The following is a 15,696-nucleotide window of genomic DNA, read 5'->3' as shown; positions in this document are numbered from 1 at the left end:
GGCGACCTCGCCACCCAGTCGGGCGTGCTGCAGGCCGAAGTCGCCAAGTTCCTCGCCACGGTGCGCGCGGCCTGAGCGCGGCGCGCTACCGGACGTGCGTTTCGCGACGGCCGCGGGAACCCCGCGGCCGTTCACATTTGGCGGGCGTGCGCGCCGTCAAGCCTGGCGCAAAACCGGTTCCCACTTATGCGGAAAATGCTCTAACACGCGCGGAACCCGGAGACGCGCAGTGCCCCAGTTCCGCCATGGCGACCTGACCCTCGCCTATCTCGACCAGGGGGAGGGCGAGCCGATCGTCCTCATCCACGGCTTCGCGTCCACCAAGGAGGTCAACTGGGTCTATCCCGGCTGGGTGTCGACGCTGACGCAGGCCGGCCGGCGGGTGATCGCCCTCGACAATCGCGGCCACGGCCAGTCCGACAAGCTCTATCTGCCCGACCTCTATGCCACCGAGCGGATGGCGCAGGACGTCGCGGCGCTGCTCGATCATCTCGACCTGCCGCGCGCCGACGTGATGGGCTATTCGATGGGCGCCCGCATCACCGCCTTCCTGGCGGCGCGGTGGCCGCAGCGGGTGCGCTCGGCCATCCTCGGCGGGCTCGGCATCCATCTGGTCGAAGGGGCGGGCCTGCCGGCCTCGATCGCCGAGGCGCTGGAAGCGCCGCGGCTCGCCGACGTGGCCGACCGCCAGGGCCGCACCTTCCGCGCCTTCGCCGAGCAGACCCGCAGCGACCTGCGCGCGCTCGCCGCCTGCATCCGCGGCTCGCGGCAGACGCTGGGCGAAGCCGAGGTCCACGCCATCCGCGTGCCGGTGCTGGTGGCGGTGGGCACGGCCGACGAGGTCGCCGGCTCCGGCGCGGCGCTGGCCGAGCTGATTCCCCACGCCGAGCACCTCGCTATCCCCGGCCGCGACCACATGCTGGCGGTGGGCGACAAGGCGTTCAAGGCCGGCGTGCTCGACTTCCTGTCGCGGCGGCCGTGAGGGCCCCCGGCTCGGGTTTCGCGTTGGCACCGCCTTCGCGCGGTGTGTGAACGGGCGCCGAAAGCCGAGTCGGTCGAATCGGTTGCGGAGCGATCTTCGCGTTGCAGTTCCGGTGGAGATTCATACGGTTTCTGGTTGATCCCTTCGGGATACCGGAAACGGTCTCGCCGAAAAATCCCTGATCCGATGAGGATTTTTCGGCGAACGGCATACGGTTCTCCGGCTTGATCAGCCGGAAACCGTATCAAGCCGGCACCGCGGCGCCACTGCCGACGCATCGGCCACGAAAAATCCCGGCCGGAGGCACCGGCCGGGATTTGTCGAACACTGGGGCCGCTTCGTTTCGGCCGGAAGGTGTGGCCGGGGCGGCGATCCTTCGCTACCCCGAACCTCCCGGTCAGTCGGCCGCCACCTTGGGCGGGACGACCTCCACGGCCCGGCGGGCGAGCACGAGTTGGATGCGGCGGCCGAGGCTGCGCCACAGCGCCAGATCGTTGAGCTGGCTGCGCTCCAGCGCCGCCATGCCGGCGGCCGACAGGAAGGGCAGGCTCTGCACCATCAGCACCACGGCGAAGATGTTGATCTCGCGCACCTGGTGGAAGTTGCGCATGTAGAGCACGAACGCCCCGAGCAGCAGCAGCCCGGCCAGCACCGCCTCCCAGAACGCCGGGAAGTCGCTGCCGGTCTTGGCGGCCTTGCCGCCGCCCTTGGCGGTGACGGTGAAGGGCAGATTGTCCTTCACCACGCCATCGGCGACCGCCTTGGCGACGGTGAACTGCATGCCCATCGCCGCGATGGCCGCGCCGATCGAGCGCAGCACGCCGATGCCCACCCGCTGCCGGTAGAGCCAGGCGAAGTGCACGAGGTAGACGACGAAGGTGGCGATGATCGGCAGCGTCAGGATGCGCTCAGGGACGGCGATGCCGGCGAACGCCACCACCGGCACCCACAGGATGTTGAAGATGGCCATCAGCACGCCGATGCTCTCGGCGCCGAGCCAGTTGAACCAGCCGACGGCGAACTCGCGGCGCTGATCGCCGGTCAGACGGGTGGTCTCCGGCTGCCACATCTTCCGCCAGTGCTTCTTGACGATCTGCACGCCGCCATAGGCCCAGCGGTGGCGCTGCTTGCGGAACGCCTCGTAGGTGTCGGGCAGCATGCCCCAGCCGTAGCGGCGCGAGGTGTAGTGGGTCGACCAGCCCTGTTCGAGCAGGCTCAGGCCGAGGTCGGTGTCCTCGCAGATGGTGTCGCTCGACCAGTCGCCGCCGGCGGCCAGCGCGGTGCGGCGGATCAGCACCATGGTGCCGTGGACGACGATGGCATCGTGCTCGTTGCGCTGGACCATGCCGATGTCGAAGAAGCCGGCATATTCGGCGTTCATCATCTCGTGCATGACGCTGCGGGAGCCGTCGCGGTGGTCCTGCGGCGCCTGGACGATGCCGACGCGCGGATCCTCGAAGGCCGGGACGAGGTCCTTCAGCCAGTCGGGGTGCACCACATAGTCGGCGTCGATGACGCCGATCACCTCGGCCTCGGGGTCGGTGTGGGTCAGGGCGATGCGCAGCGCGCCGGCCTTGAAGCCCTGCACCTTCGGCTCGTTGAGGAACTTGAAGCGCTCGCCGAGCAGCCGGCAGTGTTCCTCGATCGGCTGCCAGTGGGCCGGGTCAGGGGTGTTGTTGATGATGACGATGCATTCAAAGTTCGGATAGTCGAGGCGGGCGACCGCATCGAGCGTGGCCTTGAGCATCTCCGGCTGCTCGCGATAGGCCGGGATGTGGATCGACACCTTGGGGGCGCGGACCGGCTCGTGGGCCGGCTTCGCCAGCAGGCGCCGCGGCGCCCGTCCGAACACGATCGCGCCCAGCTCGTCGACGCGGGCGATGGCGACGATGATCAGCGGGATCATCAGCGCGAAGCCGACCGTCATCGACACCAGGGCGCCGGACACGAAATAGTGGGTGACCCAGTGGTCGAACACCACGGCGAGCCAGGCGCCGGCGGCATTGGCGGCGGCGATTCGCACCGCGACGTGCCCCACGGTCGGCCGCGACATGCGCACCACCGGCAGCGAGAACAGGGCGCCGAGGATGAGGGCGATCGCCAGATTGATGCCGAAGCGCGCGTCCGAGATCTCGCCGGACAGCGGGAACTTGAGGTGGCGGTTGCCGTCGAACAGGCCCCAATAGGCACCGACCGAGCCTTCGTTGGTCTTCCAGGGCTGATCGAACGCCTCGACGATGTTGTAGTCGATGCCGTAGGCGTCGGCGCGGGCGACGAAGTCGCGGATCACCTGGGCCTGGATCAGCGGGCCGGGGTTGGCGCCGTGCAGATTGTAGCCGCCCGACGGCCAGCCGAACTCGGCGATGACGATGCGCTTGCCGGGATAGGCGGCGCGCAGCTTGCTGTAGATCTGGATGGTGCGGTCGACGACGCTGGTCTCGGGCTGGCCTTCCCAGTAGGGCAGGATGTGGACGGCGATGAAGTCGACCGCCGACACCAGTTCGGGGTGCTCCAGCCAGACGTTCCAGATTTCACCGGTGGTGACCGGCAGGTTGGTCTCGCGCTTGACCCGCTGGATCTTCTTGATCAGCTCGTCGACCGTCTGGTCGGCGCGGAAGATCGTCTCGTTGCCGACCACGATCGCGTTGATGTTGCGGTGCTTGCGGGCGAGCTCGATGACCTCGCGCAGCTCGCGCTCGTTGCGTTCGTCGCGCTTGTCCACCCAGGCGCCGACCGAGACCTTGATGTCGTAGTCGGCGGCGATGCCGGGCACGAGCTCCAGGCCGCCGGTCGAAGCGTAAGTGCGGATCGCCCGGGTGTAGGGCGCCACCACCTTCATGTCGGAGCGGATCTGCGTCTCGTCGGTGACGCCGCCGTCCTCCGGGTTCGACTTCTTGCCGTAGGGCGCGAAGGACAGGCTGGAGAATTTGTTGATCGCCGCCGGCGCGGTCATGGTTTCGCGCGCAGCCATCCACAGGCCGGCATGGACCATGGCTACCAGCGTCATGACGGCCATGACGAGCGCCAATGCCGATCCGGAAAACCGGCGGCGGTTCTCATTGTCCGCGACGCCCTTGTAGTTCGCCTTCACGCTGCTCGGCAGCATCGAACTCCCCGATTTCTTGTAACCGGAGGAAGATTGCTCGCTCCGGTGTTGAAATGATGACGACGTAAGTCCTGCGCCACTGGGCGCAAGGTCAGCCCATCCCCGCCCTGAGCGTTCGGCCGGCTTCGGGCCTCGCGCTCCAAGGTCGCGGTTCGTTGCATTCTCTTTCGCAGGGGCCGGCATGCGGCCCCGCGGAGACTGCTCTATTGGGCCGCCGTCGCGGCCGGTGCTTCGGGCTGCATCCAGCAGGCGTGGACCCGCTGGGACAGGCTCTCCGGTGCCTTCTGGTCGATATTGCCCTGGCGGACCACGCACCGGAACGTCAGGCGAAGATGATCCGACGGGCAGGAGAAGCGGTCGTAGACTTCCATGTGGCGACGGGCAGTGTCGACGTCGTCACGGAACAGCAGGCTGGCGATTCGTCGGCCCAGCCAAACGCACTCTGTCTTGCCGGCACCACCGGGAAGCTTCGCGGCTTCGGTGATTTCCTCCAGCACCCTCTTGTTCGCTTCGGCGACGGGGTCGTCCGTCTGCGGCGGTGGAGGAGTGTTGTTCCCCTGCTGCGGCGCGGACTGCGCAAAGACGGAAGGCGCGGCACATGAAAACAGTACGCCGGCCACAAGGACGGCGCCGATAACGCGGGATGCGGTGCACATGGCAGGAAGATCTACAGAAGAGGGACCGGCGGTCCCCACAAGCTTCTCTCTAACACCATTCGATTATGACGGGATGACGGCGATGTGAACCACCCGCAGGGGGTTTGCGCGAATTTTTCGTCAGCTTGGCAGTGATGGCGGGAGCGGCTATGTCGGCCCGTTACCGGATTGGATCGCCATGCTCCGCGCCATCTCCACACTCGGCCTTGCCGTCGTCGTCGTCGTGTCCGCCTGGGCGTGGCTGGGCGTCCCGGTCGCCATGCCGCCTTCGCCCTTGTCTGCGGGCGAGAAGCTCCATTGCGTGTCGTACGCGCCGTTCCGCAACGGCCAGAGCCCGCTCGACGGCGGCACGGTGATTCCGCGCGCCCAGATCGAGGAGGATCTGGCGCGGCTGGCCAAGGTCACCGACTGCGTGCGCACCTATGCCACCGAGCTCGGCCTGTCGATGGTGCCCGAGATCGCGGCGCAGCACGGCCTGAAGGTGCTGCAGGGCCTGTGGCTCGGCAGCGACCCGGAGAAGAACGCCGTCGAGATCGAGACGGTGGTGCGGCTGGCCAACGAGCACCGCGACACCATTCGCGGCGTCGTCGTCGGCAATGAGGTGCTGCTGCGCGGCGAGATGTCGGACATCGACCTCGCCGACACCATCCGCAAGGTCAAGGCGCAGGTGCCGGTGCCGGTCACCTATGCCGACGTGTGGGAGTATTGGCTGCGCCACCGAAACCTGGCGCTGGCGGTCGATTTCGTCACCATCCACATCCTGCCCTATTGGGAGGACTTCCCGGTCGCCGCCCATGACGCCGGCCGCCACATCGACGAGATCGAGCGCAAGGTGGCCGCCGTCTTCCCCGGCAAGGAGATCCTGATCGGCGAGGCCGGCTGGCCGAGCACCGGGCGGATGCGCGAGGGCGCGCTGCCGTCGCCCGCCAACCAGGCGCGGGTGATCCACGATCTGCTCGAACTGGCCAAGCGCGACGGCTACCGCGTCAATGTCATCGAGGCGTTCGACCAGCCCTGGAAGCGGCGGCTGGAGGGCACGGTCGGCGGCCATTGGGGGCTGCTCGACGCATCGAGCCGTGCGCCGAAGTTCGTCCTCGGCGAGGCGGTCTCCAACCGGCCGCTATGGATCTGGCAGGCGATCGGCGGGGTGCTGATGGTGCTTGCGGTCGGCGCTAGCGCCCATCTCGCCGCCCACCGGCGGGGCGCCGTCATCCAGGTGAGCTGGGGCGGCTGGGCGGCCTTGTGGCTGCTCGCGGTCAGTGCCGGCGTGTTCGTGCCGATGGCGGCGGAGGCGGCGATGCTGGAGAGCCTCGGCCCCGGCGGCTGGGTGCGCAACGGCGCGCTGCTGGCCGCCGCCGCCGCCGCGGCGCCGCTGATTGCGGCGGCGCTGGTGTTCGGCCGGCCGCTCGAAGGGTTCGGCGTGGTGCTCGATTCGCAGCAGCGGCTCATGACCGACCTGTGGATCAAGGCGCCGGCCCTGCTGCTGATCATCGTCACCGTGCTGGCGATCCAGAGCGCGCTCGGGCTGGTGTTCGACGCCCGCTACAAGGACTTTCCGTTCGCGGCGCTGAGCGCGGCGGTGCTGCCGCTGGCGGTTCTCGCCGTCTCGGGGCCGCGCGGGCCGCGGCTCGAAGGCATCGCCGAGTTCGCCGCCGCCGCGGTGCTGGTCGGTTCGGCGATCTTCGTGTCGCTGAACGAGACGTTCGCCAACTGGCAGGCGCAGTGGACCTGCGTGCTGTGGCTGGTGCTGGCGGCTACGCTGCTGCGGGCGCGGGGCGCGCGAAGCTGACGACCAGGAGGCCGAGCGCCAAAGCGGCGAGCTCCTTGTTGTAGAGCACGACGCCGATGCCGCCGGCCACCAGCGCCAGCGCGAACAGCGCCACGTGCGGCCGCGCCAGATGGGCGAGGGCGGCGGCCAGCGCGATCCAGCCGAAGATGCTGTGGTTGAACAGCAGCGTGACGACGCGGCGCATGCCGCACATCGTGGTCGCAAGCCCCGCCTCGCAGGCGAGGCCCACGGTGGAGTTCTCGATCACCAGATAGCGGACATACATCGCCCAGCCGACGGCGAGGAACCCGGCGGCGATCAGCACGGATGTCGCGCGCGGCGACGGCAGAAACGGCGGGCGCATCACAACTACCCTCCCTGGCAGAACGAGGCGGGAGGGGTGGACCGAAGGCGCGCCGGCGTCAAGCGCGCTGACGCCGCCTCTCAATACAGTGCCAGCTTCTGGCCGTTGAACTGGGTCGGCTGGCAGGCGACGCCGGTGGTGGCGAGCGCCGCGCACAGGCGCGCCGCCGCTGCGGCATTGGCGAGCGGCCCGACGATCAGGCGCAGCTCGACGGTGCCATGGCGGGGTCCGTCCCGGACGGACACCAGCGGCTGCAGCCCGTCGAGCAACCGGCCGTTGCCGGAGCGGATGGTCGACCACATCGCCCGCAGCCCCTCGATGGAGGCGGTGCCGCCGATGTCGATGCCGAACTCGGTGCGCGTGCCCACCGAATCGGCCGGCGACGAATCGGCCTTGGTGCGCGGCTGCGGCACGGCGGGGTTGGGCGCGGGCTTCGCCGGCTTCGAGATCTCGCCGAGCGGCATCGGCGGGCCGACGTCGGCGCGGTGGTCGCCGCTCTCGGCCCTGTCCGGCGCGGCGGATGGCGGCTCCGGGGTGGCGGACGATTGCGGGCTGGCAGCCGGCGCGGACCGGACCGATTCGATCGGCGTGGGCGCCGAGGACCGGGCCGCCGGGCCTGCGCCCGCGTCGCGGTCGCGCGGGATGGCGGCGGTGACGTCGCCCAGCGTGCGCTCCATCTGGTCGAGGCGGGTGGCCAGCCGCTCCCGGTCGGCGGTGAGGGTGCGGATGGCGTCGGCGAGGCGCTCGGTCTCGGCGACCAGGGTCGGGTCGGCGCGCACGACCACCTGCGGCGCGCCGGTCTCGGCTGCGGCGTCCGCCGTCTCGGCCGCCGGATCGCCCGACAGCGAGGCGGCAAACACGGTCGCCAGCGCGCCCGCCAATGCGATCCCACCCCACGCGGCGTAGGTCGTCAGCGACGAAGGCTCGTCATCGTCCCGGCCCGGGCGGTGCCGTAATGAAGATGTCATAGCAAGCTCAAGCCAAAACCAGAATCATCATTAATTCAATTTACCAGATTCGCATAAATTCGGCGCTTTCCTGTCTTCCCACGCCTCGCTATTACAGGTTGGCCGCTGCAGGATTGCGTGGACCGGACCCATGGCCGCAGCCGCGCCGTGCCGCAGGGTCGGGGCGGTTGCCGGGTCTTCGCGCCTGCCGTCCCGGGGCGGAGTCCGCTCGCGCGTCCGCCGATCCGATCGATCCGGGCGGACGCTCTAAGTAATTGAGTTGTCGCGTTCTCTTTCGCAAAGCCGGTTCCCGCTTTTGCGGAGAGTGCTCCAGCCCCGACCGGCCGATGCCACGCCCGGAGACCCAGATGTCGCGCCCGACCACCCTCGCGATCGTTCTCGCCGCCGGCGAGGGAACCCGCATGAAGTCCGCCGTGCCCAAGGTGCTCCACCGCGTCGGCGGGCGCACGCTGATCGGCCATGTGATGAGCACGCTGGCCGCGGCCGGCGCGGATGCCGCAGCGGTGGTGGTCGGCCCGGACCGGGCGGACGTGGCGGCCGAGGTGCGCCGGTTCGCGCCCGCGGCGGAGGTATTCGAGCAGCGCGAGCGGCTCGGCACGGCGCACGCGGTGCTGGCGGCGCGCTCGGCCATCGCCCGCGGCTATGACCGCGTCCTGGTGGTGTTCGGCGACACGCCGCTGGTGCGGCCCGAGACGATGACGAGGCTGGCCGAGGCGGCCGGGGATGCCGCGGTGGCGGTGCTCGGCTTCCGGCCGCGCGATCCCGCGGGCTATGGCCGGCTGGTGACGCGCGAGGGCGCGCTGGTCGCGATCCGCGAGGAGAAGGACGCCAGCGCCGACGAAAAGGCGATCGATTTCTGCAATGCCGGCCTGATGGCGCTCGGCGGTGCCACGGCACTGTCGCTGCTGGAGCGCGTCGGCAACGACAACGCCAAGCGCGAATTCTACCTCACCGACGTCGTCTCGCTCGCGGTCGCGTCCGGGCTCAAGGCGGCAACCCTGGAGGCGGATGAAGACGAGGTGCTGGGCGTCAATGACCGCGCCCAGCTCGCGGCCGCCGAGGCGGTGTTCCAGAACCGGGCGCGGGCGGCGGCCCTCGCCGGCGGCGTCACGCTGGTGGCGCCGGAGACGGTGTTCTTTTCCGCCGACACCCAGCTCGGGCGCGACGTGGTGATCGAGCCGTTCGTGGTGTTCGGCCCCGGCGTCACGGTCGGCGACGGCACCGTCATCAAGGCGTTCGCCCATCTCAACGGCTTCGAGAAGGGCAAGGTCGGCACGGTGGCGGTGGGCGAGGGGGTGGAGCTTGGGCCGTTCGCCCGGCTGCGCGCCGGTGCCGCCATCGGCAACGCGGCGCACATCGGCAATTTCGTCGAGGTCAAGGCCAGCGACGTCGGCGAGGGCGCCAAGGTCAACCACCTCACCTATATCGGCGATGCCAGCGTCGGCGCGGGCAGCAATGTCGGGGCCGGCACCATCACCTGCAATTACGACGGCTACGGCAAGTATCGCACCGAGATCGGGCCCGGCGCCTTCATCGGCTCGAACTCCTCGCTGGTGGCGCCGGTGCGGATCGGCGCGGGCGCCTATGTCGGCTCGGGCTCGGTGGTCACCGCCGACGTGCCGGACGGCGCCCTGGCGGTCGGCCGCGGCCGGCAAGTCAACAAGGACGGCTGGGCGGATGAATTCCGGCGCACCAAGGGCAAGAGCTGAAGCATTCTCCGCAAACGTGGAAATCGGTTTTGCGAAAGAGAATGAGGCACCTCGAAAGCTTGGAACGTCCACTTGGTTCAGCCGGATCGGCGGATGTTCGAGACCTGTTTCAGGACGCGGTCCGTGCGCCTGTCACGAACCGTGACGTTTTGTGATTTGCGCGCGCTGTTTGCGGGTTTTACCTCGAGCTGGACTTTGGCAGGGAGCCTCTAGTCATGTGCGGAATCGTCGGAATTCTGGGGCGGGAGCCGGTGGCCGAGCGGCTGGTCGAGGCGCTGAAGCGGCTCGAATACCGCGGCTATGATTCGGCCGGCGTCGCCACGCTGGAGGGCGGGCACATCGCCCGCCGGCGGGCCGAGGGCAAGCTCAGAAACCTCGATCTCAAGCTGCACGCCGAGCCGCTGAACGGCACCGTCGGCATCGGCCACACACGCTGGGCCACCCACGGCGCGCCGACCGAGCGCAACGCCCACCCGCACGCCACCGAGAAGGTGGCGGTGGTCCACAACGGCATCATCGAGAATTTCCGCGAGCTGCGACTGTCGCTGGAGGCGGCCGGGCACGTCTTCCGCACCGAGACCGACACCGAGGTGGTCGCCCACCTCGTCACCGACGAGATGAACAGCGGCAAGGCGCCGACCGAGGCGGTGGCCGCGGCGCTGCCCAAGCTGAAGGGGGCGTTCGCGTTGGGCTTCGTGTTCGACGGCGCGCCCGACCTGCTGATCGGCGCCCGCCGCGGCTCGCCGCTGGCGATCGGCTATGGCGACGGCGAGATGTATATCGGTTCCGACGCGTTGGCGCTGGCGCCGTTCACCGACCGCATCGCCTATCTCGACGATGGCGACTGGGCGGTGCTCAGCCGCAACGGCGCCGAAATTCACGACGCCGCCGGCCACAAGGTGGAGCGGCCGCAGATCCGCTCCCAGGCGTCCTCGTTCCTGGTCGACAAGGGCAACCACCGCCATTTCATGGCCAAGGAGATCCACGAGCAGCCGGAGGTCGTGGGCCACACGCTCGCCTATTATCTCGACATGGCGAACGACCGCGTGCGGCTGCCCAAGCTGCCGTTCGACATCGCCAGCCTCAAGCACGTGGCGATCTCGGCCTGCGGCACCGCCTATTATGCCGGGCTGATCGGCAAATACTGGTTCGAGCGCTTCGCGCGGCTGCCGGTGGAGATCGATATCGCGTCGGAGTTCCGCTACCGCGAGGCGCCGCTCGAACCCGGCGGGCTCGCGGTGTTCGTCTCGCAGTCGGGCGAGACCGCCGACACGCTGGCCTCGCTGCGCTATGCGGCGCAGCACGGCCAGAACATCCTCAGCGTCGTCAATGTGCCGACCTCGACCATCGCCCGCGAAAGCCACGCGGTGATGCCGACGCTGGCCGGGCCGGAGATCGGCGTCGCCTCCACCAAGGCGTTCACCTGCCAGCTTGCGGTGCTGGCGAGCCTCGCGGTGGCGGCGGGCCGCGCCCGCGGCACGCTGAGCGAGGCCGACGAGCAGCGGCTGGTCGCGGCCCTCGTTGCGGCGCCGGGCCTGATGGCCGAAGCGCTGAAGCTGGAGCCGCAGATCGAGGCGCTGGCGCGCAACCTCGCCAAGGCCAAGGACGTGCTCTATCTCGGCCGCGGCACCAGCTATCCGCTGGCGCTGGAAGGCGCGCTGAAGCTGAAGGAGATCAGCTACATCCACGCCGAGGGCTATGCGGCGGGCGAGCTCAAGCACGGACCGATCGCGCTGATCGACGAGACCATGCCGGTCATCGTCATCGCCCCCTATGACCGCATCTTCGAGAAGACCGCCTCGAACATGCAGGAGGTGGCGGCGCGCGGCGGGCGCATCATCCTGTTCACCGACGCCAAGGGCGCGGAAGAGGCGGGCGTAGAGACGGAAGCGACCTTCGTGCTGCCGGACATGCCGGCGACCATCACGCCGTTCGCCTACGCCGTGCTGATCCAGCTTCTCGCCTACCACACGGCGGTGGTGATGGGCACCGACGTCGACCAGCCGCGCAATCTGGCGAAGTCGGTGACGGTGGAGTGAGCCTCAACCGGCCGGCGCTTCCGGCTGCAGCGCCATCCAGATGCCGACCGCGAGCACCGACACGGTGGTGGCGGCAATGGCGATCAGCGGGGCGCCGACCGCCCACACCATCGCGACGCTGAGAACGAAGCTGGCATAGGCGATGAGCTTGGCGCGGCGCGGGATGACGCCGTGGCTGCGCCAGTTGCGCACGAACGAGCCGTAGCGCGGGTGTTCGAGGATCCAGCGCTCGAAGCGCGGCGAGGAGCGCGCGAACAGCCACGCCGCCAGGATCAGGAACACCACGCCGGGCATCACCGGCGTCACCATGCCGATGAGGCCGAGCGCCAGCGCCACGAAGCCGAGCGGGCGATAGACGAAGCGGCGCAGGCCGCGCGAGATGCGCCGGGCCCGGCGCCGGCGGGCTGTTGCGGAATCGTGCGGGGTCATGGCGGAAATCTACACCGCGGCGGGGCGGACGGCGACGTGTGTCTTGCCGGGAGAACTGACGAAGCCGTGGGTTCATGCACGACCGGTCGTCCCCGGCGAGCGCGGCGAAAGCCGCGCGAGGGAAGGGGACCCATGGACCTCACCATGCGCGGGTTATCGATGCAAATTGCACGGACAGATCGGCATGTTCCGACTGGGGCGGATCATGGGTCCCCTTCCCGACCGCCTGCGGCGGTCGCCGGGGACGACCGGCCGAGGTTCCGGAACAAAGCGGCGAGCCATCACCCCGCCTGCAGCAGCCGCACCGCCTCGGTGCGCTCGAACAGGTGCAGCAGAACCCGCAGCGCCTTGCCCTGTTCGCTTTCCAGCGCGGGATCGCGGGAAAGCGCCAGCGCCGCCTCGTCGCGCGCCGCCGGCAGCAGCGCGCCGTGGGTCTCAAGCCGCGCCAGCTTGAAGCCGGGAAAGCCGGACTGGCGGGTGCCCAGCACGTCGCCTTCGCCGCGTAGGCGCAGATCCTCCTCGGCAATGCGGAAGCCGTCCTCGCTGTCGCGCAGGATGGCGAGGCGGGCCTTGGCGGTCTCGCCCAGCGGGCCCTTGTAGAGCAGCAGGCAGGTCGAGGGCTTGTCGCCGCGGCCGATGCGGCCGCGCAGCTGGTGGAGTTGGGCGAGGCCGAAGCGCTCGGCGTGCTCGATCACCATCACGGTTGCTTCCGGCACGTCGACGCCGACCTCGATCACCGTGGTGGCGACGAGGATCTGCGTCTCGCCCGACGCGAAGCGGGCCATCGCGGCGTCCTTGTCCGACCCCTTGAGCCGGCCATGGATCAGTCCGACGCGGTCGCCGAACCGGCCCTTGAGTGCAACCGCGCGGTCCTCGGCGGCGGCAAGGTCGACCTCGCTCGATTCCTCGACCAAGGGGCACACCCAATAGACCCGCGCGCCGGAGGCCACCGCGCGGCCGACCGCATCGACCACCTCCGGCAGGCGCTCCAAGGGAACGGTGCGGGTGTCGATCGGCAGCCGGCCGGCGGGCTTCTCGGTCAAAGCCGAGGCGTCCATGTCGCCGAAATAGGTCAGCACCAGCGTGCGCGGGATGGGGGTCGCGGTCATCACCAAGAGATCGACCGCCTCGCCCTTGCTGGCGAGCGCCAGGCGCTGGTGGACGCCGAAACGGTGCTGCTCGTCGACCACCGCGAACGCCAGATCCCGGAACGCCACGTCCTCCTGGAACAGCGCGTGGGTGCCGACCACGATGTCGAGTGCGCCTTCGGCCAGCGCCGACACGATGGCCTCGCGGGCGCGGCCCTTCTCGCGGCCGGTGAGAAGCGCGACGCGCAACCCGGCGGCCTCGGCGAAGCGGGCGATGGTGGCGAAGTGCTGGCGGGCGAGGATTTCGGTCGGCGCCATCAGCGCCGCCTGCCGGCCGGATTCCACCACCTGGGCCATGGCGATCAGCGCCACCACCGTCTTGCCGGCGCCGACATCGCCTTGCAGCAGGCGGATCATGCGGGTGTCGCCGGCCAGATCGGCCGAAATGTCCGCCACCGCCTGCTGCTGGGAGGCGGTGAGGATGAAGGGCAGGGCGGCGAGCAGCCGGGCGCGGATGCTTCCGTCGCCGGGGCTCGGCCGGCCCGGTTCGCGCTTCATATGGCCACGCAGAAGCTGCAGCGCGAGCTGGCCGGCCAGCAGTTCGTCATAGGCGAGGCGCTGCCACGCCGGGCTCTCAGGGTCGAGATCCTCCGGCGCGGCCGGGGCGTGGAGCGTGCGCAGCGCCTCGGCGAACGCTGGCCAGCGGTTGCCGGCGAGGTGGGCGGCATCCTGCCACTCCGGCAGCGCCGGCAGGCGGGCCAGCGCCGCCGCGGCGGTGCGCCGCAGGTTTCCGAGCGCCAGCCCTTCGGTGAGCGGATAGACCGCCTCCAGCGCCGGCAGGCTGGCGGCATCCTCGATCGACACCACCCGGTCGGGGTGGGCCATCTGCAGCATGCCGTCATACATCTCGACGGTGCCGGAGACGATGCGCCGGTCGCCGACCGGAAACAGCTTCTCCAGCCGGGCCTTGTCGCCCTTGAAATAGACCAGCACCAGATCGCCGGTGTCGTCATGGGTGTAGATGCGCCACGGCGCCTTGGCGCGGCCTTGCGGCGGCGGGCGGTGCTGATCGACCGCGACCTCGACGGTGGCGAGCATCCCCGGCCGCACCTCGGCGAGAACGGGCCGCCAGCGCCGGTCGATGACGGTGTGGGGCAGATGGAAGACGAGGTCGACCACGCGGGCCGGGGCGCCGTCGCGGCCGAGCAGCCGGTCGTAGAGCGGCTTCAGGCGCGGCCCGACGCCGGGCAGCGCGGTGATCGGGGCGAACAGCGGATCGAGCAAAGACGGGCGCATGGCGTTGTGATCGCTGTCCGGTTCAGGCGAGCGGCAGGCTGCGGTCAGGACAGCCAGTTTTCGACATCGCGCATGCCGTGCACAATGGCCACCACCAGCACGCCGTCAGGCTGCGGTTCGTAAATCACGATGTAGCGGCCTTCCACCAGGATTCGCGCGGTCGGGCTCAATTCGGGGCGGGCGGCGCCAAGGCCGGGAAGATCGGCGGCAAGCTCGACCTTGTTCAGGATGCGGCGGTAGGGGCCATCGGCGGCCGCGACATTGTCCGCGGCGATGGAGGACCATATTCCGTAGAGGTCGGCCTCGACCCGCGGCGTGAAGGAGACCCGAGCCACGAATGGGACCTTAGAGCGTCCGACCTGATTGCAACAGATCGGACGCTCTAACTTTTTGAATTATCGCATTCTCTTTCGCAAAACCGGTGTCCACTTTTGCGGAGAATGCTCTCGCCGCGCTTGGGGGCTTTGGCCTTGAACTCGGCGAGGAGCGCCTCGGGCTCGATGGGGCGGGGCGGGCCGCTGGCCATACCCTGGTCATAGGCGTGCTTCAGCTTCGCCAGTTCCAGCGCCCGGATTTCCTCGCGCTGTGCCCACAGGCGCAGCGCCTCGCGCACCACCTCGCTGTTGGAGGCATAGGCGCCCGACTCGACCGCCTGCTGCACCCGTTCCGCCTGCTGGTGGGAGAGGGAAATGGTCATCGTACGCATCATGAAACCCTCCTGGTCCAGACGCGCGACAATAACAGGAATTCACAAGAACTAACATCAATGCGGGTCGGGGTTGATGCGCGGACAGTCTCGCCCGCGGGCGCGATAGGCTATATGGACGTGTGCACCCGGGGGCCGATCGGCTCCGCGGGCCGTCGTCCATTTTGGGGTGAGCAATGTCAGGCACCACGCGGTCGAGCGCCGGTCTCGACGAGCGCCGCCGCCGCATCCTGTTCCGCGCCTGGCACCGCGGCACCCGCGAGCTCGACCTTCTGATCGGCCGCTTCGCCGATGCCCGCCTGGGGGATCTGAGCGAGGCCGAGGTCGACGCGCTGGAGACCTTGATGGAGGCGCAGGACGTCGACATCTACGGCTGGATCACCGGCAGCCGGCCCGTGCCCTCAGCCTATGACACGGCGTTGCTGCAAAGCCTGCGTGACTTCCATCGCGACCATCCGGGATCGGAGGCGTGATGAAGGCCACCCTTCTTCCCTCTCCCCTTGCGGGAGAGGGTGCCGAGCGATCTTGAGATCGCGAGGCGGGTGAGGGGTGAAAGTGATGTCGACCCGACATACTCCTCACCCG

At 69.3% G+C, this 15,696-nt stretch carries 12 protein-coding genes and 1 pseudogene; 5 read left to right on the top strand and 8 right to left on the bottom strand.

Translation table 11 applies throughout. The annotated features are described in order from the left end of the window. Positions 1–229 precede the first annotated feature (229 nt). Positions 230–982 carry an alpha/beta fold hydrolase gene (locus tag F1193_RS10890; protein ID WP_150097708.1) on the top strand — a complete coding sequence of 251 codons (753 nt, stop codon included), beginning with the start codon at positions 230–232 and terminating at the stop codon, positions 980–982. A 397-nt stretch (positions 983–1,379) separates the two neighbouring features. On the opposite strand, the gene F1193_RS10885 is transcribed toward F1193_RS10890, so the two are convergent. Then, positions 1,380–4,010 (bottom strand): glycosyltransferase, encoded by a 2,631-nt coding sequence (locus F1193_RS10885; protein ID WP_210247357.1) that lies wholly within the window; start codon positions 4,008–4,010, stop codon positions 1,380–1,382. Positions 4,011–4,291: 281 nt separating this feature from the next. After that, the gene (locus tag F1193_RS10880) at positions 4,292–4,744 is read right to left on the bottom strand and encodes a hypothetical protein (RefSeq protein WP_150097707.1); all 453 of its coding nucleotides are present in this window, start codon (positions 4,742–4,744) and stop codon (positions 4,292–4,294) included. 178 nt (positions 4,745–4,922) lie between these two features. Here F1193_RS10880 and F1193_RS10875 point away from each other — a divergent pair, with 178 nt between their 5' ends. Further along, positions 4,923–6,533: a glycoside hydrolase family 17 protein gene (locus F1193_RS10875; protein ID WP_150097706.1), complete on the top strand. Its 1,611-nt coding sequence runs from the start codon at positions 4,923–4,925 to the stop codon at positions 6,531–6,533. On the opposite strand, the gene F1193_RS10870 is transcribed toward F1193_RS10875, so the two are convergent. Beyond that, positions 6,499–6,876: a hypothetical protein gene (locus tag F1193_RS10870; protein ID WP_150097705.1), complete on the bottom strand. Its 378-nt coding sequence runs from the start codon at positions 6,874–6,876 to the stop codon at positions 6,499–6,501. The genes F1193_RS10875 and F1193_RS10870 overlap by 35 nt on opposite strands. An 80-nt stretch (positions 6,877–6,956) precedes the next feature. Further along, the gene (locus F1193_RS10865; RefSeq protein ID WP_150097704.1) at positions 6,957–7,844 is read right to left on the bottom strand and encodes a hypothetical protein; all 888 of its coding nucleotides are present in this window, start codon (positions 7,842–7,844) and stop codon (positions 6,957–6,959) included. A gap of 347 nt (positions 7,845–8,191) precedes the next feature. Between F1193_RS10865 and glmU the strand changes: the two genes are divergently transcribed. Then, complete coding sequence (gene glmU, locus F1193_RS10860; RefSeq protein ID WP_150097703.1) at positions 8,192–9,553, top strand: bifunctional UDP-N-acetylglucosamine diphosphorylase/glucosamine-1-phosphate N-acetyltransferase GlmU; 1,362 nt, start codon at positions 8,192–8,194, stop codon at positions 9,551–9,553. Between the two features lie 215 nt (positions 9,554–9,768). Further along, on the top strand, positions 9,769–11,592 hold the full coding sequence (gene glmS / locus F1193_RS10855) for a glutamine--fructose-6-phosphate transaminase (isomerizing) (protein WP_150097702.1): 1,824 nt from the start codon (positions 9,769–9,771) through the stop codon (positions 11,590–11,592). 3 nt (positions 11,593–11,595) lie between these two features. On the opposite strand, the gene F1193_RS10850 is transcribed toward glmS, so the two are convergent. The 4 genes and pseudogenes from F1193_RS10850 to F1193_RS10835 form a co-directional block, all read right to left on the bottom strand. Beyond that, positions 11,596–12,021, bottom strand: a complete 426-nt coding sequence (locus tag F1193_RS10850; protein WP_150097701.1) for a YbaN family protein — start codon at positions 12,019–12,021, stop codon at positions 11,596–11,598. Positions 12,022–12,302: 281 nt separating this feature from the next. Further along, entirely contained in the window at positions 12,303–14,405 is a 2,103-nt protein-coding gene (recG, locus tag F1193_RS10845) for an ATP-dependent DNA helicase RecG (protein ID WP_150097700.1), read from the bottom strand. A gap of 44 nt (positions 14,406–14,449) precedes the next feature. Beyond that, entirely contained in the window at positions 14,450–14,740 is a 291-nt protein-coding gene (locus F1193_RS10840) for a type II toxin-antitoxin system RelE/ParE family toxin (RefSeq protein WP_150097699.1), read from the bottom strand. Between the two features lie 113 nt (positions 14,741–14,853). Next, a pseudogene (locus F1193_RS10835) lies at positions 14,854–15,111 on the bottom strand (type II toxin-antitoxin system ParD family antitoxin); the annotation flags it as partial. 176 nt (positions 15,112–15,287) lie between these two features. On the opposite strand from F1193_RS10835, the gene F1193_RS10830 reads away from it, so the two are divergent. After that, on the top strand, positions 15,288–15,584 hold the full coding sequence (locus F1193_RS10830; protein ID WP_150097698.1) for an FAD assembly factor SdhE: 297 nt from the start codon (positions 15,288–15,290) through the stop codon (positions 15,582–15,584). Positions 15,585–15,696 lie beyond the last annotated feature (112 nt).

This window comes from Blastochloris sulfoviridis (assembly GCF_008630065.1).
In the GTDB taxonomy this organism is placed as follows: Bacteria; Pseudomonadota; Alphaproteobacteria; order Rhizobiales; family Xanthobacteraceae; genus Blastochloris; species Blastochloris sulfoviridis.
Note: the sequence above shows the minus strand (reverse complement) of the source record. Positions and strands in the feature narration are given on the sequence as shown.